Annotated in this window: 12 protein-coding genes; all 12 read left to right on the top strand. The window is 52.5% G+C overall.

Features of this window, described 5'->3' with window-relative positions; translation table 11 throughout:
- Positions 1-2,753 (top strand): SusC/RagA family TonB-linked outer membrane protein (locus tag K2H17_RS10740; protein ID WP_300134636.1); only part of this gene is annotated, 2,753 nt, incomplete at its 5' end.
- Between the two features lie 37 nt (positions 2,754-2,790).
- Positions 2,791-4,833, top strand: a complete 2,043-nt coding sequence (locus K2H17_RS10735; RefSeq protein WP_300134634.1) for a RagB/SusD family nutrient uptake outer membrane protein — start codon at positions 2,791-2,793, stop codon at positions 4,831-4,833.
- 36 nt (positions 4,834-4,869) lie between these two features.
- The gene (locus tag K2H17_RS10730) at positions 4,870-7,263 is read left to right on the top strand and encodes a hypothetical protein (protein ID WP_300134632.1); all 2,394 of its coding nucleotides are present in this window, start codon (positions 4,870-4,872) and stop codon (positions 7,261-7,263) included.
- 282 nt (positions 7,264-7,545) lie between these two features.
- Positions 7,546-9,006, top strand: a complete 1,461-nt coding sequence (locus tag K2H17_RS10725; protein ID WP_300134630.1) for a glycoside hydrolase family 28 protein — start codon at positions 7,546-7,548, stop codon at positions 9,004-9,006.
- A gap of 252 nt (positions 9,007-9,258) precedes the next feature.
- Positions 9,259-10,950, top strand: a complete 1,692-nt coding sequence (locus tag K2H17_RS10720; protein WP_300134628.1) for a glycoside hydrolase 43 family protein — start codon at positions 9,259-9,261, stop codon at positions 10,948-10,950.
- An 88-nt stretch (positions 10,951-11,038) separates the two neighbouring features.
- A complete protein-coding gene (locus K2H17_RS10715; protein ID WP_300134626.1) occupies positions 11,039-12,004 on the top strand; it encodes a pectinesterase family protein in 966 nt (321 codons plus the stop codon).
- A 76-nt stretch (positions 12,005-12,080) separates the two neighbouring features.
- Entirely contained in the window at positions 12,081-13,571 is a 1,491-nt protein-coding gene (locus tag K2H17_RS10710; RefSeq protein ID WP_300134624.1) for a tagaturonate reductase, read from the top strand.
- Between the two features lie 12 nt (positions 13,572-13,583).
- Positions 13,584-15,098 (top strand): altronate dehydratase family protein, encoded by a 1,515-nt coding sequence (locus K2H17_RS10705; RefSeq protein WP_300134638.1) that lies wholly within the window; start codon positions 13,584-13,586, stop codon positions 15,096-15,098.
- Between the two features lie 50 nt (positions 15,099-15,148).
- Entirely contained in the window at positions 15,149-16,564 is a 1,416-nt protein-coding gene (uxaC, locus tag K2H17_RS10700) for a glucuronate isomerase (RefSeq protein WP_300134622.1), read from the top strand.
- Positions 16,565-16,567: 3 nt separating this feature from the next.
- On the top strand, positions 16,568-18,070 hold the full coding sequence (locus K2H17_RS10695; protein ID WP_300134619.1) for an MFS transporter: 1,503 nt from the start codon (positions 16,568-16,570) through the stop codon (positions 18,068-18,070).
- Positions 18,071-18,373: 303 nt separating this feature from the next.
- Positions 18,374-18,544 carry a 4Fe-4S binding protein gene (locus tag K2H17_RS10690; RefSeq protein WP_300134617.1) on the top strand — a complete coding sequence of 57 codons (171 nt, stop codon included), beginning with the start codon at positions 18,374-18,376 and terminating at the stop codon, positions 18,542-18,544.
- Positions 18,545-18,935: 391 nt separating this feature from the next.
- Positions 18,936-20,273: an NADP-specific glutamate dehydrogenase gene (gene gdhA, locus K2H17_RS10685; protein ID WP_300134615.1), complete on the top strand. Its 1,338-nt coding sequence runs from the start codon at positions 18,936-18,938 to the stop codon at positions 20,271-20,273.
- Positions 20,274-20,549 lie beyond the last annotated feature (276 nt).

Genomic DNA, 20,549 nt, shown 5'->3' with positions numbered 1-20,549 from the left:
ACATCAACATCCGCGTGCGTGGTGCGACATCAGTGACCCAGTCCAACGACCCTCTCTACATTGTCGACGGTTTCCAGACCGACAACATCAACGACATCCCGCCGAGCGATATCCAGAGCATCGACATCCTCAAGGATGCCTCTCTGACCGCTATCTACGGTGCCAAGGGTGGTAACGGTGTTGTGATCGTGACCACCAAGTCGGCCCAGGAAGGCAAGACCACCGTATCATTCAACGGCCAGATGTCTGTAAGCCAGATCTCGAAGAAACTTGATCTGATGGATGCCTATGATTTTGTAAACTATCAGTGGGACTTCGCCACAGGTCACTCGACCCGTAATGAACAGACCCGTCTGTTCCGTTACAACTTCGGCAATCCGCAGGATATGGACCTCTACAAGCAGGCCCGCTCTCACGACTGGCAGGACGAGGTAATGGGCAACAATCCCTTCTCTTACTCGACCAACGTATCGATCGGCGGCGGCAACGACAAGACCCGCTACAACATCTCACTTACCCAGTCGAATGATGACGGTATCATCATGGGCACCGGTGTTCGCCGTACCAACATCCTGACCAAACTCCAGACCAAGATTCTCCCGAATCTTACCCTCCAGTACAACCCCAAGATGACCTATCGCCGCGACGAAGGCGCAGGCGGTGACAACATCGGTACCGGCGGTATCATCGACGTGCTCCGCTACCGTCCGACCAACGGCATCCGTGAATTCGGCGCATGGTGGGAAGAAGGTGCTGTCGATCCTGACCAGGAACGTATTTTCGAGTACACTAACCCTGTCAACGACATCAAGACCAATGTCCGTAAGCGTCACGCCTATACATTTACAAACCAGACATCTCTCGAATATAAGCCAATCTCCGGTCTTACTCTCCGTACCGAAGGTGTCTACACCGTACAGTTCAAGGATGACAAGCGTTTCTGGGGCCGTCTGACCTCCGAAGGCAAGAAACATCAGTCTCAGCCTGTGGCTGCCATCGAAAAGGCCCAGACCAATTCCTACACCTGGACCACAACCGCCTCTTACGACTGGAGCATCAAGGAAAAGAACAACTTCTATGCCCTCGTTGGTTTCGAGCTCTACAACAAGCAGTCTGAAAAGACCTATCAGAAGAACCGTTACTTCCCGAACAATATTTCGGCAGACAAGGCTCTCGACAATATGAATCTTGGCAGCCCGTATGAATCATCATCGTCACTCGGCACCGCCAACCGCACCACCTCTTACTTCGGTCAGCTCAACTATAACTATGACCACAAGTATCTCCTTTCGGCTACCTTCCGCGCCGACGGTTCCTCAATGTTCGCACCCGGCAACCAGTGGGGTTACTTCCCCTCAGTTTCCGGTGCATGGGTTATCTCAAGCGAGGAATTCATGAAAGACCTCACCTGGCTCAACGAACTCAAGTTCCGCGCAGCTATCGGTAAGGCCGGTAACAACAATATCGATGCCGACATGTGGCGCTACCTCTATGTGAACAACTCAACAGCAGGTCCGGCATTCGGCGAAACCGGAGGTGCAAATGATGGTGAGCACTGGTATGGTCCTGACAAGTATCTTCCCAATCCCGATCTGAAGTGGGAGACTACTCTGACCCGCAACTTCGCTTTGGACATCTCTTTGTTCAACGGTCGTCTGCGCATCACCCCCGAATACTACTGGAACACCACCTCTGACCTTATCTACAAGGCCGACATCCTCTCGACAGTAGGTTACACCCAGCAGTACCAGAACATCGGCCAGGTGACCAACCGCGGTTTCGAACTCTCGATCAACGGAGACATTCTCCGTGGCAAGGATTATGCACTTTCCGCCAACTTCAATCTCGGCGCAAACAAGATGGTGGTCGACAAGCTGACCGGAGTCAAATATCTTTATGACACCCACAGTCGTTCAAAAGACGGCGGTTACAACTATCGTCTTGAAGAAGGCGGCGAAGTAGGTCTTATCTATGGTTTCGTCTATGACGGTCTGTACAGCTTAGATGAATTCGATTTTGACGTACCCAAAGCGACTTATATACCTAAAGAAGGAACTGTAAACATGGATAATATTTACAGTGATTCTCAATCCGGCAAAGCTACCCTTCCCGGCAAGCCCAAGTTCAAAGACCTCAACGACGACGGAGTGATTGACGACAACGACCGTACCGTCATCGGCCGTACCACTCCTAAACTCCAGGGTGGTTTCGGTATCAACGGTCAGTGGAAGAACTTTGACTTCGTAGCCAACTTCACTTACTTCCTTGACTTTGACGTCTACAACGCAACAGCTTACTACCTGTCATCATCGATCGACAACAAGAACAACTTCAAGAACGTGCTCGGTTCATTCTCTAACCGCTGGCGTTATGCCGATGGTGCTGAATGCTACTATGGAAACACCTGGATCCAGGATGCAAACCTCCATTATATTGAAATGAATGAAGGTCAGACCCGCTGGAACCCGATGGACATGAACAAGGACGTCACCATGAGCTATTTCGTTGAAGACGGTTCGTTCCTCCGCTGCACCGACATCACCCTCGGTTACAGCCTCCCGAACAACATCATCAGCAAGGCAGGTATGTCGAAGTGTCGTTTCTACGCTTCCGTAACCAATCCTTTCATCATCACCAACTACTCAGGCTACGACCCCGAAGTCGACGTACAGAGCGGTCTGACCCCCTCGTTTGACTTCAACCGTTATCCGCGCAGCCGCAGCTATGTTCTTGGTGTGAATGTTACTTTCTAACATAAATCTTATACCATCTTTCTAAGAAAAGTAAACAATGAAATTTCGCAATATATTATTAGCCGGCCTATCAGCAGTGGCTCTCGCCTCCTGCTCCGACTATCTTGATGTGGACGCGCCCTCAAAACTCGATCCGGACTACGTCTACACCGATAAGCAGGAAATGCGTAATGCTCTCAACGGTGTCTATGCCTCAATGCTCAGCAAAGACACCTATGGACAGGCCTTCCTCGAAAAATTATGCTTCAATACTGACGTGGATTTCAATGTCACCAGTAGTGAAAGCGATTCACCGACCGGCTATCGCCGATACGAGTGTAAATCATCCGGCGGTGACATCAAAAAAGCCTGGGATGCCCTCTACACAGGTATAGAACGCGCCAACATGCTTATCAACGGCATTCAGACCTCCGATATCTATGACGAGGAAGATTCTGAACTGATGCAGATGTTAGGCGAGGCAAAAGTGCTCCGCGCCATCTTCTATCATGACCTCGTATGGTATTTCGGCGATGTCCCATATTCTCTGCTTCCGTCTTACGAAAACAAAGAGAAGATCTATGATGTAGAAGACCGTGCAGTGATTCTCAATGATCTTATCAAAGACCTTGAGTCAGTTGCTCCATTCATGCAGCTTTCATCGAGCCAGGGATTTACTGATAATGTACAGCGTATCTCAAAAGATATGGCATGGTCAATGATCGCCCGTCTTGCAATGACCGCAGGTGGCTACTCACTTTATCCTGAAGGAGGCCTCTACGGCACAATGCGCCGTACAAATAAATTCGACTACAAGGAAGATTTTTACAAAAAAGCTATTGACTATTGTGACTCTGTCGTCGAAAAAGGCGGTCACAATCTGACAAAAGCATATCACAAGGTCTTTGTGGACGAATGTAACTTCAAATCAGAATCTGGTGATGATGTGATTTTCGAAATTCCTTTTGGCAGCCAGTCAACCGGCAACATCGGTTACATCCACGGTCCCAAGATGGATAATGCCGAAGGTCGTACCCCCCACAACTGGGGCAAGGCTTCAGGTTCAGCTCAGCTCAACGCCCTCTATCGCTTCATGTTTGATCCTGATGATGTGCGCCGAGACTTCGTAAATCAGCTGTGGAGCTATAACAGCAATGGAGAGGCCACATTTAACTCCAGCGGTCGTTCAAACTACAATGGCAAATGGTCCAAACTGTGGAATGAAAACGGTCTCGGAGCCACCACTGAGGAATATACCGGCTTCAACTACCCCTATATGCGTTATACTGATGTGCTCCTCATGTCAGCAGAAGCAGAAAACGAATATTACGGTACCCCGACCCAGAAGGCTATCCAACGTTACGAAAAGGTTCGCGAAAGAGCTTTCAGAGAATCCAATTCAGCAAAAATTTCCCAGCCCAAACGCTATGGCTCCAAGGAAGACTTCCTCAAAGCCGTCCTTGACGAACGTAAGTTTGAGTTTGCCGGCGAAAACATGCGCTGGCGCGACCTCGTCCGCAACAACATGCTCAACGAGAATGTCTACTGGGCATACATCCGTTATTTCGCTGCTGCCGACGGCGCAAGCGGATACAAGGATTATGTTTCTGAATATGACCATGGAAACAGTTCTTACTATGACAAAATCTGGATGGATAAGATTTATTATATTAACAATGTGAAAAATTCGGAAATTCCGGCAGCGTCACAGTGGACCGAAAAACAGTTCCCCCAGAGATCTCCGAATATGAGCGTTGTCTATATCGTCAATCCAAATTCAATTCCTGCCAACGGCGATGAAAAGATCAAAATAAAAGTCAATGGCAAAGACACGACTGTTGGTGGTGTGGACTATATGAACTGGTTCAATAACGATGCCGGTCTTCCCCAGGATTACTTCCTGAACTCCCTGCATGGCTACATCTTTGGTGACATGAACGGCAACTGGATCATCAACAATGGTTCTCGCGAACGCGCTCCCGAACCGTCTGACTTCCCCACCTATGAAGATCTGCCTGTCATCAGATATATTCTTCCTTATCCTGATGCGGTCATCACTCGCTCACAAGGCAAGTATAAGCAGAACTATGGCTACAAATAATGTAATCGCCTTAATCTAAATCAGCAAATTACTAAAATGAAAAAGAAACTATTATATTGCTTGACAGCTCTTATCGCTCTCGGCTTTTCCTCGTGTACGGAGGATGATGAGTTCATGGGGAACAATCCGGCTGAGGATTTTGACCGCATGCCTATGACCATGTTCCGCCTGAAAGAAAACACTAATGTGGATGATGAATCCGATGAGTGGAGCATGCGTACAATTCATGAAGAACTCAACTCTATCCAGATTGCATGGTATGGAGTCGAAGGCGCTGCCGGCTATGAGGTCAAATTCGGTTTTGAAGCCGGTCTGACCTCCGGCAAAGAGGAAGACTGGAACAACACCGAACGCCTCTACCAATGGCCCGATGGAAAATATTCCAAAGTTTTCCGTCCTGATGAACTCCGCTATATTGTGCGCAATCTCGAATATGAGCAGGGCTACCGCTTTGCTATCCGAGTTCTTCACCCTGACTTTGTAAAAACTGATCCTACAACCGGGGAAGTGACAGAAGTAATTGAATCTTCAAAGCACTCCAAATGGTATGGCTACGGCAACGGTCGCGAATGGGCCGAACAAGCCGGCAAATCAACTGATCCCCGCTACACCACTCCGAAACTTGTCAAAGTTGAAGTCAATGAGTCTAACGATGCATTTATTGTGACTGTCAACCGCAATGTCATTGACCATATCAAGGATGTCTGTGAGAAAACATCTGAATATGCTGCTCAATTCGAAGATTTCAAAGAACACTTTGAATTAGTTGAAGATGGCACTCAGAATGACATGAACACAGCCAAATTCAAGGTTACCACTCTTAAGATCGTTCCTTCAAGCGACACCCCTGATGCAACTATTGATGCCAAATGGCGCAACTACGCAATCCAGGAATCTGACTATGTTGACGGCGTGGCTACATTCGTAGTCGGCGGTCTCACACAGAACGCCAAGTATTCGATTGACGCTATCAACGAGGATGTCCCCGTATTGGTTGATGCCCGTTACAATTCATGGAGCAAGCCAATCTACGGAACTCCCGGCGAACCGATCAAAATCGAGCACATCGTCTGGGCAAAAGACCCGATCCCCGGTGCTGTCGAATACAACGCCTCACCTCTTGACACCATTATCGGTAACTTTGCAAACAATGTAAAACTCGCAGAAGGCCAGACTTTCTACCTTGAAGGCGGTAAAGCTTATTATTTCTATAACCATCCTGTACTTGCAAAGGGCTTCAAACTCGCTACTGATCCTGAAGACGTAGCCGCCGGCAAGCGGGCCACTGTCTACATGGGCGGTATTGGCGTCCAGCTTGATGAATACGGTGCTGAGACTGCCAACCTGAACACATGTAACTTTATGTTCGGTCGTCAGAGAGCTGCCGGTGAATCAGACTTCCCCATCGAAGTAGGCTCAATTATTTTTGAGAATATCGACTTTGATTGTCCCAAGGCATATAACTACGGACATCAGTCAGAAGGTATTGCTTCTGCAACCGGCAACTACTTCGCAAACATGTACTCCGATGGTATGGAAGTATCATTCGAATCTCTCGAAATCAGAAACTGCTCATTCCAGCGCATGGTTCGAGGCTTCCTCCGTGTTCAAGGCAAGAAAGACAAAACATTCCAGAAAATTGTTATTGACGGCAACCTCTTCTACAACTGCGGTTACTATGACAACAACGGACGTGGTTACGCATGGATTGCAGGTGATGGAGCCAAGACAACATCCAATATATACAAGGATTTTTCATGGACTAACAACACCATGTACGATTGTCCGCGCACTGCGATGATTTCTGACAATGACAAAAACATCAACTATGCCGACAATATCCATTGGAATATCAAGATCGAAGGTAACACATTCATCAATTTCTCAACCCGTTCGTCAGGTCGTAACTTCTTCCAGACCAAATATGTGCCTGGTGGATCTTACTATTCATTCCAGCGTAACCTCATTGTTCTTGCCGCTGACGAAAATGACGAGCGTGTCAAAGTTGACAAAAAATTCTATCAGGGAGGTTCTGCCATCGAGACCATCAAAGGTAATGGTGAATTCACATTCTGCGTAAAAGACAACTATTACGTAGGTTGCAAAGCAAATCATGTTACAGATGACAAGATCTTCACCGGCACTGAATTTTCAAACTCCAAAAACTCTTTTGGTGCAAGCAAATTCGAGAATGGTAACCTTGGAACAAAAGACGATCTGAAAGTCAAAGTCTTAAAAGATGACAATGGCAATGTGATGAAGGCAACTGATCTTTTCAATAGCCCCAACGCTCCTTATACTCAGTATAACTCATCTGTTCCCAACCATCGCGACCACGAAGCTCCCGCCGACATCTTCAACGCCCTCCGCTACAAGACTGTTCCCTCGATCATCACCGAGAAGAACATCGGCGACCCCCGCTGGCGTTAATCCCGCTGACAAGATCTGAAAAGATCCCCCGCTTATATCAGGCTTCCCGACCACTCAAAAGGCCGGGAAGCCTTTTTTATGCCCCAGCACACAGCTCAAATTACCGCCGCAGCCTTCTCCGGCCCCCGTTTCATTCAATCCCCCCAAAGTTGCGAGTAAACCGGGATCTCTCATCCGCACGTATTTCAGAACTCGCGAAAAATTTCTATCTTTGAGGCCTGAAACATTCGAAATCTCATTTTTAAACCGATTCTCACAACAAAATCCATAAAATTATATACCATGAACAAATCAGCGATACTCGCAGCCGTGGTCAGTCTGGCATTTGCAATGCCCTCGGCGGCTGACAGCCCGAAAGAGTGCTGCAAGAAATCGCCCGCAGCCATCTGCACCCCGGCAACACCGATTGCCAAGGAGGCTTGGGCGACCGTCTATCCCGAAATCGAGAAAAACATTCAGGCTCCGACCTTCCGTGACAAGGACTACCGCCTCTTCGACTACGGCAAAAAATCCAAGACCAAAGGATTTCTCTACACAGAACTTATTAATAAGGTGATCGACCTCTGCTCCTCCGAAGGGGGCGGACGCGTCGTCATCCCCAAAGGCACATGGCTCACCGGCCCCGTGACCCTCAAGAGCAACGTCAACCTCCATCTTGAGGAAGGCGCCACTCTGCTCTTCAGCGACGACCCCTCGCAGTATCCCCTCGTCAGAACACGCTGGGAGGGCATGGACTGCTACAACTATCAGCCGATGATCTATGCGCTCGGCCAGGAAAACATCGCCATCACCGGCAAAGGAACCATCGACGGCGGAGCCTCAAACGACAACTGGTGGCAGATGAGCGGCAAGCGCGGCTATGTCGCAGGCCCGATCACTCAGAAAATCGGCCGTCCGCTGCTGATGGAGTGGAACGAAAACGGAGTACCGGTCGAGAAACGCATCCTCGGCGAGGGCTACGGAATGCGCCCGCAGCTTGTCAACCCGGTTGAATGCCGCAATGTGCTGATCGAAGGAGTGACCCTTCTGCGCTCGGCCTTCTGGGTGATCCATCCCCTGCTCTGCGAAAACCTCACCGTCCGCGGCGTCCACATCGAGAATGACGGCCCCAACGGCGACGGCTGTGACCCGGAATCATGCAAAAACGTGCTCATCGAGGACTGCTACTTCGACACCGGCGATGACTGCATCGCGATCAAGAGCGGCCGCAACCGCGACGGACGTGACCAGGCCATCCCTTCGGAAAACATCATTGTCCGCGGCTGCAAGATGAAAAACGGCCACGGCGGCATCGTTGTGGGCAGCGAGATCTCAGGCGGCTTCAAAAACCTCTTCCTCGAAGACTGCGTGATGGACAGCCCCGAACTCGACCGGGTGGTCCGAATCAAGACCAATGCCTGCCGCGGCGGTGTGATCGAAAACATCTATGTCCGCAACGTGGAAGTGGGCCAGTGCAAGGAGTCCGTTCTCAAGATCAACCTCGTCTACGAGCCTGACGAAGCCTGTGACCGCAGCTATCCCCCGACTGTCCGCAACGTCTGGCTTGACAACATCACCTGCCGCCAGAGCAAATACGGCGTGATGATCGAAGGCTTCAAGGAGATCTGCAACATCGACAACATCAACGTGGACAACTGCCGCTTCGATGGCGTAAGCTCAGGCGGCAACTCGATCAGCGGTCTGGTCAAAAACATCCGCTTCAGCAACCTGATGATCAACGGGCATCTCTGCGAGAAACCCTGAGACAGCCTAAAAGAAATTATCACTCAAGGAAAAACCAACAAACCACGGGCATCCCATCCTCAGGGTGTCCGTGGCTTTATTTCATAAGGGAAGACCGTGTTGACGCGCTCCCTGAAACAAAACCCCTTACGTTAATTATTTTAAAAGTTTGTTGAATATCGGTGGGAATTTATTACCTTTGGCCATAAAATACGCTGTAAAGAACAGCATCATATACCTCAAATCAATACTATCTTTACCTTATTGACCTATATGAATCTAAGTAAACGAATCAGCCTGTTTGGCCTCGCAGCCGCAGCAGCTCTCGGAGCATGGGCCGATGGAAAGCCCTATGTATCCAAGGTTTGGTCGCCTGATCTCGGCAACGGCCAATACATGAACCCTATCATTGACGCTGACTATTCCGATCCTGACATCGTGCGTGTCGGTGACGATTTCTACATGACAGCCTCAAGTTTCTGCGACATACCCGGCCTGCCGATTCTCCACTCGAAAGACCTTGTCAACTGGACTCTTATAGGCCACGCGATCACAGAAATGCCCGAATACGCGCAGTCTGCCAAAGACCCCAGCCACGGCAACGCCGTCTGGGCCCCTGCGATCCGCTACCACAACGGCGAGTTCTATATATATTATGGTGATCCCGACCTTGGCATCTTCATGACCAAGACCAAAGACCCCGCCGGTCCCTGGGAACCGCTTGTCCTCGTCTATGCAGCCAAAGGCGTCATCGACCCCTGCCCCTTCTGGGATGAAGACGGCCGCGCATACATCGGCCACGGCTATGCCGGAAGCCGCGCAGGCGTCAAGAGCATCATCGGCATGATCGAAATGACCCCCGACGGCACAAAGGCTATCGGCCAGGACAAGATGGTCTATGACGGACACCTCGAAAACGAAACCATCGAAGGCGCCAAGGTCTACAAGCGTGACGGATGGTACTACATCTTCTCACCCGCCGGAGGCGTACCGACCGGCTGGCAGGAAGTTCTCCGCTCGAAAAGCATCTGGGGTCCCTACGAGACACGCAACGTGATGGAACAGGGATCGACTGACATCAACGGTCCTCACCAGGGCGGCTGGGTCGACACCCCAGACGGAAAAGAATACTGGTTCGTACACTTCCAGGACAAGGGTCCTTACGGACGTGTCGTACACCTCCAGCCGATGGAATGGCGTGAAGACGGCTGGCCCGTAATCGGCGTCGATCCCGACGGCGACGGCCGCGGCGAACCCGTCAGAAAATACCGCAAGCCCAACGTCGGCAAGACATATCCCGTAGCAAATCCAGTTGAAAGCGACGAGTTTGACAGCATCGAACTTGGCAAGCAGTGGCAGTGGAAAGGCAACCCCAACGCCCTCTGGTACTACACCGACGCCCAGGCTTCGAAACTGCGTCTCTTCTCCCACCACAACGAAGGGGCCAAGACCCTCTACGGCGCTTCCAACCTCCTGCTTCAGAAATTCCCGGCCCAGAACTTCACCGCAACCGCCAAAGTTCAGTTCTTCCCCCGCAAAAAGGACGGCAAGATCATGGCAGGCGAACGCGCCGGCATCATTGTCGAAGGCCATGACTACGCAGCCCTCTCGCTTGTCAGCCGCGAGGACGGAATCTATCTGACCGAAGCTGACTGCGTCAAAGCCAGCAAGGGAGCCGACGAAACAGAAGTGGCCTCCGTGAAGATCGAAGACGGCAAGGAACTCTATCTCCGCGTCCAGATCCGCATGGTAGGTCCCAAGAAGCCCATGAAGAAGCCCGACTATAAAGCCGAAGCCACATTCTATTACAGTCTTGACGGCAAGAAATTCACCAAATTCGGACGCCCCTTCAACGTGCGCGAAGGCCACTGGATCGGCGGCAAGGTCGGTCTGTTCTGCACCCGCGACTGGGTCAGCAACGACAGCGGCTGGCTTGACATCGACTGGTTCAGAATCACCAAGTAAGGCTGTCTGAGCTGAAAACTCTCTCCTCCTCCCCCCCTTTTTATTAATACCAGAAACAGTACCGACCTCAAAAATCAATATCGGCCACATGAAACTCCGTTTTGCATCTCTGATGATGCTGATGATCGCCGCAATCGCAGGCATCAGATCATCCGCAGCCGACTGGAAACATGACATCTATGTCAACCCCGACGGGTCAGCCGACTACACAACCGTCACCGCAGCCCTTGAAGGGATCCGCGCCTATATGGACTATAACGTAACAGTCCACATAGCCAACGGCGTCTACAAGGAAAAGATCGTGATCCCCTCCTGGCTCAAGAACGTGACATTCGAAGGCGAGAGCGCCGACTCGACAATCATCACCTTCGACCACCACGCCAACATCGACAACATGGGCACCTTCCGCACCTATACCGTAAAGGTCGAAGCCTGTGACGCCACCTTCCGCAACCTCACCATCGAGAACAACGCCCCCCAGCTGGGACAGGCCGTAGCGCTCCACACCGAGGGCGACCGTCTGCGCTTCATCAACTGCCGCTTCCTCGGCAATCAGGACACTATCTTCACCGGAGGCAAGAACAGCCGCCTCTATTTCGACGGATGTTACATCGAAGGGACCACAGACTTCATCTTCGGCCCCGCGACCGCCTATTTCAAGAACTGCGACATCCTTTCGAAGCGTGACTCCTACATCACCGCCGCCTCGACTCCGGAGGACGTCAAATACGGCTATATCTTCGACTCCTGCACCCTGCGCGCACTTCCCGAAGTGACCAAAGTATATCTCGGACGTCCCTGGCGCCCCTACGCCCACACCGTGTTCATCAACTGCGAGATGGGTTCACACATCCGCCCCGCAGGATGGCACAACTGGAACAACACCGACAATGAGCGCACAGCCCGTTACGGCGAATACGGCAGCCGCGGCGAAGGAGCCTCCCAGGACGGACGCGTCAGCTGGGCCATGAAGCTTTCCGACACCCAGGCGACCGACTGCCTCGACATCGCAAAAGTCTTCGCAGTCACCACCGGCTGGAATCCCGCCGAATAAACCGCCTTACATGACTCCATTCATTCCATAAACAACAATAGCTGAAATTAAAATCAATCAATATATCACTAAAATCATGAAAGCTTTAAACAAACTCACCGCACCCAAAGCGGTTGCTCCCGAAAGAATCATCCAATTCGGCGAAGGCAACTTCCTCCGCGCTTTCGTTGACTGGATCATCAAGAATATGAACGACAAGACCGATTTCAACTCATCGGTTGTAGTTGTCCAGGGAACTCCCGACGCATTCGTAATGCAGCTCCTCCAGGGTCAGGACTGCCTCTATCATGTCAACCTCCAGGGCCGTCTCGACGGCGAAGTGATCAACTCCTTCACCCGTGTCGACGTGATCAGCCGCGGCCTCAGCCCCTTCACCCAGTTTGACGCCTTCCTCGCACTGGCCGACCAGCCCGAAATGCGCTTCGTCATCTCCAACACCACCGAAGCCGGCATCGCCTTCGATCCCGAATGCAAGCTCAACGACCGTCCCGCAGCCTCTTACCCCGGCAAGCTCACCCAGCTTCTCTACCGCCGCTTCAAGACTTTCAACGGCGCTGCTGACAAGGGCTTCATCATCATGCCCTGCGAGCTTATCTTCGAAAACGGCCACCATCTGAAAGAAATCATCTTCAAGTACATCGACCTTTGGAAAGAAGACCTCGGCGCCGACTACGAAGCATTCCGCGCATGGTTTGAAAACCACTGCTACGTATGCGCAACTCTCGTTGACCGCATCGTCCCCGGCTTCCCCCGCAAGGAAATCGCACAGATCCAGGAAAAACTCGGCTACAAGGACAACATCGTGGTTCAGGGCGAAGCATTCCACCTCTGGGTGATCGAACGCGCCTCAAACATGAGCCTCGAACAGCTCCGCGCCGAATTCCCCGCAGAAAAGGCCGGACTCCAGGTGCTCATCACCGACTCGGAAGCTCCTTACCACGAACGTAAGGTGACCCTCCTCAACGGCCCGCACACAGTGCTTTCGCCCGTTGCATTCCTCAGCGGCGTCAACATCGTGCGTGACGCATGCAACCACCCCGTGATCGGCAAATACATCCACAAGGTACAGTTCGAGGAACTCATGCAGACCCTCAACCTCCCGATGGAAGAACTCCAGAAGTTCGGTTCAGACGTGCTCGAACGCTTCAACAACCCCTACGTCGACCATCAGGTGACCTCCATCATGCTCAACTCCTTCCCCAAATTCCAGACCCGCGACCTGCCCGGACTCAAGACCTATCTCGAACGCAAGGGCGAACTCCCCAAAGGTCTCGTGCTCGGTCTCGCAGCCCTCATCACCTACTACAAGGGCGGCAAGCGTGAAGACGGAACAGAAATCGTCCCCAACGACGACCAGAAGATCATGGATCTCCTCACCGGCCTTTGGGCAACAGGTGACACCCGCAAGGTTGCCGAAGGTGTCCTCGCAGCCAAGGATCTCATCTGGGGCGAAGAACACGGCGATCTCAACCAGATCCCCGGTCTCACCGACCTCGTCACCGAGTATCTCAACTCGATCGCATCGAAGGGCATGCTCGAAACTGTCAAGGAAGTTGTTGAAGCCTAATCACCACGCTCTCTGATGAAAGACTTTCTCAAGATAAACCCCGCCGACAACGTGGCAGTGGCAATCAACGCGCTCAGCGCTGGTACGACACTGTGTGTTGACGGTGACGAAATCAAACTTGTGGCCGACATTCCTGCCGGCCACAAGTTCGCTCTCCGCGACATCGCCGAAGGCGAAAACGTGATCAAATACGGCTTCCCGATCGGCCATGCGCGCCATGCCGTCAGCCGCGGAGCCTTCCTCGACCACAACGACATCAAGACCAATCTCGAAGGTCAGCTCGACTACTCGGATATCTCGATCGACAACCCCTCCGTGCCCGCTCCCGGTTCCTCACGCAAAGGCACCGAAGCCACATTCCAGGGCTATGAACGCCCCGACGGCCAGGTCGGCATCCGCAACGAACTCTGGGTCATCCCGACAGTGGGCTGCGTCAACGGCATCGTCAAGCAGATCGTTGACCGTCTCAACGCCGAAACAAAAGCCGAAGGCGTTGACGGCATCTTCGGATTCCCCCACAACTACGGTTGCTCGCAGCTCGGCGACGACCATGAAAACACCAAGAAGATCCTCCGCGACATGGTCCACCACCCCAACGCCGGCGGCATCCTCGTTGTCGGACTCGGCTGCGAGAACAACCAGCCCAAGGTCTTCGAGGAATTCTGCGGCGACTATGACCGCTCGCGTGTGAAATTCATGGTCTGCCAGGAAGTAGAAGGCGACGAAGTCGAGACCGGAGTCAAGATCCTCCGCGATCTCTACGAACAGGCCCGCGGATTCAAGCGCACCACCGTTCCCGCCTCAAAACTCCGCATCGGCCTCAAGTGCGGCGGATCCGACGGCTTCTCCGGCATCACCGCCAACCCGCTGCTCGGCGAATTCTCCGACTGGCTCTGCGACCAGGAAGGCGGCACGACAGTGCTCACCGAAGTGCCTGAAATGTTCGGCGCCGAGACAATCCTCATGCGCCGCTGCGCCGACACCCGCCTCCTCGGCGAAACCGTCTCGCTCATCAACAACTTCAAGGAATACTTCCTCAGCCACGGCGAACCCGTAGGCGAAAACCCCTCGCCCGGCAACAAAGCCGGCGGCATCTCGACTCTTGAAGAAAAAGCCCTCGGCTGCACCCAGAAATCAGGCAAAAGCCCTGTTTTCGGCGTGATGGAATACGGCGAACGCATCAGCAACCACGGACTGAACCTCCTTTCGGCTCCCGGCAACGACCTCGTGGCCTCCACCGCCCTTGCCGCCGCCGGCTGCCAGATGGTGCTCTTCACCACAGGCCGCGGCACCCCCTTCGGCACCTTCGTCCCCACAATGAAGATCTCCACCAACTCAGGCCTCGCACAGCGCAAGCCCACATGGATCGACTTCAACGCCGGACGCCTTGTCGAAGACAGCTCGATGGCCGACGTCCTCGCCGACTTCATCGACTATGTGCTCAAAGTCGCTTCAGGCGAAGAGGTCAACTCCGAGAAGAGCGGCATCCATGAAATAGCCATCTTCAAGAACGGCGTGACCCTCTGATCACTCTCCTCCACACCCAAAATCAATAACCTTTAAAATCACATCCACACATGAAACCTTTCATGGACGAAAACTTCCTGTTGCAGACTGAGACCGCACAGAAGCTATATCACGAACATGCGGCAAAAATGCCGATCATCGACTATCACTGCCACCTCATCCCCAAGATGGTAGCCGATGACCACCGCTTCAAGTCGATCACCGAAATCTGGCTTGGCGGCGACCACTACAAATGGCGTGCCATGCGCTCCAACGGCGTTGACGAACGTTTCTGCACCGGCACAGACACCTCTGACTGGGAAAAATTCCAGAAATGGGCCGAAACCGTTCCCTACACCTTCCGCAACCCCCTCTACCACTGGACACACCTCGAACTCAAGACAGCGTTCGGCATCGACAAACTGCTCAATCCTGAAACTGCCCGCGAGATCTTCGACGAATGTAACGACAAACTCCTCAACGACCCCAACATGACCGCCCGCGGACTCATGCGCCGCTACAATGTGGAGGCCGTCTGCACCACCGACGATCCCGTCGACTCGCTCGAATACCACAAGCAGGTGCGCGACAGCGGCTTCGAGATCAAGATGCTCCCCACCTGGCGTCCCGACAAGGCTATGGCTGTTGAAAACCCCGCCGAATTCCGCGCCTATGTCGAAAAACTCGCCGAAGTGTCAGGAGTCGAGATCAACAAGTTCCAGGACATGATCGACGCCCTTCAGAAGCGTCACGACTTCTTCGAGGAAATGGGCTGCCGCCTGTCAGACCACGGTATCGAGGAATTCTATGCCGAAGACTTCACCGACGGCGAAATCGAAGCCATCTTCGACAAAGTCTATGGCGGCAAGCAGCTCACCGCTGAAGAAATCAACAAGTTCAAGAGCGCAATGCTTCTCGTCTTCGGCGAAATGGACTACGCTTCAGGCTGGACACAGCAGTTCCACTACGGCGCCATCCGCAACAACAACTCCAAGATGTTCAAGCTCCTCGGCCCCGACACCGGTTTTGACTCGATCGGCGAATTCACCACAGCCAAAGCCTGCGCCAAGTTCCTTGACACCCTCAACTCACGCGGCAAACTGACCAAGACCATCCTCTATAACCTCAACCCCTGCGCCAACGAAGTGCTCGCCACAATGCTCGGCAACTTCCAGGACGGCACAATCCCCGGCAAGATCCAGTTCGGTTCAGGCTGGTGGTTCCTTGATCAGAAAGACGGCATGGAGAAACAGATGAACGCCCTCTCGCTCCTGGGTCTTCTCAGCCGCTTCGTCGGCATGCTCACCGACTCCCGCTCATTCCTCTCATATCCGCGCCACGAATATTTCCGCCGCACACTCTGCAACCTCGTAGGCAACGATGTTGAAAACGGTCTCATCCCCTACACCGGCTATGAAGAGAACCGCGTCAACCAGATGATCGAGGATATCTGCTACAACAACGCCAAAAACTACTTCAAATTCTAATCTATGGCAGCAGCAAATTCACCCCTCGCAGCCGCAAACCAGAAGATGACCAACTTCCGCTGGACCATCTGCGCACTGCTCTTCCTCGCTACGACTGTGAACTACATGGACCGTCAGGTGCTTTCGCTCACCTGGAAAGAGTTCATCTCTCCGGAATTCCACTGGACTGATGCCAACTACGGTCTGATCACTGCTGTCTTCTCAATCGTCTATGCAGTGGCCAACCTCCTTGCCGGCCGCTTCATCGACTGGATGGGAACCAAGAAAGGCTATCTCTGGGCCATCGGCGTATGGTCAGCCGGCGCCTGCCTCCACGCAGTCTGCGGCATCGCCACTGAAGCCACACTCGGCCTGCACGACGCTGCCGGTCTCGTAAAGGCAACCGGCGACATGGCAATGACAATCGCCACCGTCTCTGTCTACTTCTTCCTCGCAGCCCGCACCATCCTCGCCCTCGGTGAGGCCGGTAACTTCCCTGCTGCGATCAAGGTGACAGCAGAATACTTCCCCAAGCGTGACCGCGCCTATGCGACCTCGATCTTCAACGCAGGATCGGCAGTCGGCGCCCTCATCGCCCCGTTCTCCATCGGCCCGCTCGCCAAATTCTTCCAGAGCATCGGCTGGGGCAACGGCTGGGAAATGGCCTTCATCATCATCGGCGCCCTCGGTTTCGTCTGGATGGGCTTCTGGATTTTCCTCTACAAGAAACCCGCTGAAAACCCGCGCGTGAACGCAGCCGAGCTCGCTTACATCGAGCAGGACGACGACGCAGCTGACGAAACAGCCAGGCAGAAAGCCGAGACTGAAGACAGCGAGACTGCCACCATCCCCTTCCTGAAGTGTTTCAAGTATCCGCAGACATGGGCCGTTTTCTTCGGTAAATTCCTCACCGACGGTGTATGGTGGTTCTTCCTCTTCTGGACTCCGGCCTATATCACCGACGTCTTCAAACTGTCGACCTCGTCAGGCGAAGGCATGCTCATGATCTTCGTGCTCTATCTGATCACCATGCTTTCAATCTATGGCGGCAAACTCCCGACCATCTTCATTGACCGCGCGGCCCGCAAGGGAATCTCAGTCGACCCCTATTCAGCCCGCATGAAAGCAATGCTTATCTTCGCCGTGTTCCCCCTGCTCGCACTCCTCGCACAGCCGATGAGTTCAGTTTCTCCCTGGCTCCCGATCATCATCATCGGTATCGCCGGAGCAGCCCACCAGTCATGGAGCGCCAACATCTACTCGGTTGTCGGTGACATGTTCCCCAAATCGACCATCGCCACCATCATCGGTATCGGCGGCATGGCCGGCGGCATCGGATCATTCCTCATCAACCTCGGCTCAGGTGTGCTCTTCGACTATGCAGCACAGACCAACATGGCATTCATGAGCTATGAAGGCAAGCCCGCAGGCTACTTCATCGTGTTCTGCATCTGTGGTGTCGCCTACCTCGTAGGCTGGGCCATCATGAAACTCCTTGTACCCCGCTACAAGAAGATCGAAGCCTGATCCATCCACCAGAAAATCATAATTCAATGAAACAGACCGCCGGAATGCTTTTCCGGCGGTCTTGTTTCATCCTCCCGGCCATAATCACCCAAAAAGAGCAAAGCCCCGGATTTACTTCTGCCATCGGATATCCTCTCGTTTTCGGCCAAAATAATTTCTTTCCGACTATTTTTTCACTGATTTTTAGCTGATATTTCAGGGAAAAACCTTACTTTTGCATCATCTATCCGGTGGACCTGATGGTTGCGCCGTGTTCAAAATGTTTTCGTATCAATTATCTAACAACTCAAATTTTATCTTATCATGGCTTACGTAATCACTGACTCTTGCGTGGCTTGTGGCACCTGCCAGCCCGTTTGCCCCGTTGACGCAATCTCTGAAGGCGACATCTACCGCATCGATCCCGACACTTGCATCGAATGTGGCTCTTGCGCTGAAGTATGCCCCAGCGAAGCTATCAAGCCCGGCGAATAATCCGCCTGCGAGAAGTCTCAAAAATTTTACTGCCGCTGTGCAGATGGAAAACCTCCATCCGTACAGCGGCAGCTCTTTTATTGTCAAACGCGCTCTTATCCTCTCAAAAAATACCGGGGAAAGCACATGGCAATGTGTTTCCAAATCCACAAATATCCGACATAATACGGCTCCTTGCAGCAGTTGGCTGACACTTTCCTGCGAAAACAATGCTGGAAGCTGGCAAATCGTCATTCCTGGCCATTGACAGGACGAATTATATGTTTAATTTTTATGCTTTATAACATCTTAAATTGTACATTTTTTTGATCCTTCCTATCAAATTTAATTATTACATTTGCAGCGTTAACCAAATCACCAATACCCTTTAAATCCACCAATTTCTTTTATCATGGATATTAATAATATTCTGAGCGGCCTGGAAGCCAAGCATCCCGGCGAAAAGGAATACCTTCAGGCAGTGAAGGAAGTCCTTATCTGTGTTGAGGACGTCTATAACCAGCATCCTGAATTTGAAAAAGCAAAAATCATCGAACGCATGGTCGAACCTGACCGCATCGTCACCTTCCGTGTGACCTGGGTCGACGACAAGGGCGAAGTCCAGAACAACATCGGCTACCGCGTTCAGTTCAACAACGCCATCGGCCCGTATAAAGGCGGCATCCGCTTCCACGCATCCGTCAACCTCTCTATCCTTAAATTCCTCGGCTTCGAGCAGACTTTTAAAAACGCTCTCACCACTCTTCCGATGGGTGGCGCCAAAGGTGGCAGCGACTTCTCGCCCCGCGGCAAGAGCGACGCTGAAATCATGCGCTTCTGCCAGGCCTTCATCCTCGGCCTCTGGAAGAACCTCGGTCCTGACCGCGATGTTCCCGCAGGCGATATCGGCGTAGGTGGCCGCGAAGTAGGCTACATGTACGGCATGTACAAGAAGCTCGTCAACGAATGCACCGGTACTTTCACCGGCAAAGGCCTCGACTTCGGCGGTTCACTCATCCGTCCCGAAGCCACAGGTTTCGGCGCTCTCTACTTCGTTCAGAGCATGCTCGCTGAAAAGAAAGACGAAATCAAGGGCAAGACAATCGCCATTTCAGGCTTCGGCAACGTGGCTTGGGGCGCAGCTCTCAAGGCTACCGAACTCGGCGGCAAGGTTGTCACCATCTCCGGCCCCGACGGCTACATCTATGATCCCGACGGCATTTCAGGCGAAAAGATCGACTATATGCTCTATCTCCGCGCAACCGGCGAAGACATCGTCGCTCCCTACGCTGAAAAATATCCCAACGCAACCTTCTTCCCCGGCCGCAAACCCTGGGAACAGAAAGTTGACATCGCTCTCCCCTGCGCAACCCAGAACGAAGTCGACGGCGAAGACGCCAAGAAACTCGTTGCCAACGGTGTTGAACTCGTAGCCGAAGTTTCTAACATGGGCTGCACACCCGAAGCCATCGACACCTTCCTCGCCGCCAAGGTTACCTATGCTCCCGGCAAGGCTGTCAACGCAGGCGGTGTGGCAACTTCAGGTCTCGAAATGAGCCAGAACGCCGAACACCTCCAGTGGAGCGCAGAAGAGGTTGACCGCCGTCTCCATGAAATCATGAAGAACATCCACACCCAGTGTGTGAAACACGGCACCGAAGCCGACGGCTACATCAACTACATGAAGGGCGCAAACATCGCAGGCTTCATGAAGGTTGCCAACGCAATGATGGGCCAGGGTATCCTCTAATTCCCACCGCAGAATCCTTATAATAAGACGATAGAAAACCGGAGGCCGTTTCGCATGGAAACGGCCTCCGGCATTTTCTTTTCATAATCACATATTTCATATATACAGCTCCATAAGTGACTATTCAGCGAATATTGCCAACCTAAGAGCTTCATTATCAGGGTAGGGATGCACCATGGTGCATCCGAAAACGAGGTTGATGAACCATAAAACCGGCGGATGCTCCGTGGAGCATCCTACAACTTGCTTGCAATCAAGCTGTTTGAATCGCTGAAT

This window comes from Duncaniella sp. (genome assembly GCF_029054785.1).
GTDB lineage: Bacteria > Bacteroidota > Bacteroidia > Bacteroidales > Muribaculaceae > Duncaniella.
Note: the sequence above shows the minus strand (reverse complement) of the source record. Positions and strands in the feature narration are given on the sequence as shown.